At 31.8% G+C, this 1,335-nt stretch carries 1 protein-coding gene and 1 pseudogene; both read left to right on the forward strand.

What is annotated here, in order from left to right; translation table 11 throughout:
- Nucleotides 1-628, forward strand: a pseudogene (locus ABJI11_RS13505) (peptidase C25); the annotation flags it as partial.
- Between the two features lie 34 nt (nucleotides 629-662).
- Nucleotides 663-1,335: type IX secretion system outer membrane channel protein PorV (gene porV / locus ABJI11_RS13510; protein WP_348353216.1), on the forward strand; the 673-nt coding region annotated here is incomplete at its 3' end.

Below are 1,335 nucleotides of genomic sequence, written 5' to 3' on the forward strand. Positions count from 1 at the left end.
AGGAGGTATCACCAACGAGTCTCCATCGTTACTAGTGAAATTAGAAGATGAAAACGGAATAAATACTGCTAGCGGAATAGGACATGATATTGTTGCAATTATTGATGGTGACGAAACAAATCCGTATACATTAAATGATTACTATGAAACCGAAGTAGATGATTATACCAAAGGTTTAGTAAATTATCCGTTTAGAGATTTAGAACCAGGCTTACACACATTAACTCTTAAAGCTTGGGATGTTTATAATAACTCGTCAACCCAAGAAATTCAATTTGTAGTATATGATGAAGATCAAAAATTAGTAATTGATAATGTATTAAATTATCCTAATCCATTTGTAAATTATACAGAATTTTGGTTTAATCACAATAGTTCAGACCCTTTAGACGTTTCAGTACAAGTATTCACCGTTTCTGGTAAGTTGGTAAGAACGTTAAACGGACAAACAAATACATCAGAATGCTGCGGAAAAGGAGCGTCAGCATTGTCTAGAGACATTGTTTGGGATGGTCGTGACGATTTTGGTGACAAAATAGGTAAAGGTGTTTATGTGTATAAGTTAACCGTACGTTCTAATACACTAAATAAACAAGTCGAAAAAATTGAGAAACTTGTAATACTATAATATTAATTTATATTTGTCAAATAAAAACCACTATATGAAGAAGTCAATTTTAGCTATAACATGCTTATTATTTTTTGTTAAATTAAATGCGCAGGATACTGTAGAGATAACACCAAATGCAAACGATTCTAGAGTAATTACTACAGGTATGCCTTTTGTTTTAATAGCGCCAGATGCTAGAGGTGCAGCAATGGGAGATATGGGTGTAGCTACATCAGTAGATGCAAATTCACAACAATGGAATCCATCTAAATATGCGTTTTCAACAGATAAACAAGGTTTTTCTCTTAACTATACTCCTTATTTAAGTAAGCTAGTTAATGATATTGCTATTTCTTATGTTTCTTATTATAATAGATTAAATGAAAGAAGTGCAGTTTCTGCAAGTTTAAAATATTTTAGTTATGGTGAAATTGAGTTTGTTCAAGATGAAAGCTCTACACCATTAATTCAAAAACCAAATGAGTTTGCATTAGATGTGGCTTACTCTTTAAAATTAAGCGAACAATTTGCTATGTCTGTTGCTATGCGCTTTTTAAATTCAGATTTAAAACTTGATGGTTTTGATCCAGACGCTAAAGCAGCAAGTACTTTTGGTGTAGATATTTCGGGATACTACCAAAGTGAAGAAGAAGCATACAATAGTTATAATGGTAGAACACGTTTAGGTTTTGCAATTCAAAATATTGGTCCAAAATTTAAATACT

It is taken from the genome of Maribacter sp. (assembly GCF_039968975.1).
Classification (GTDB): Bacteria; Bacteroidota; Bacteroidia; order Flavobacteriales; family Flavobacteriaceae; genus Maribacter.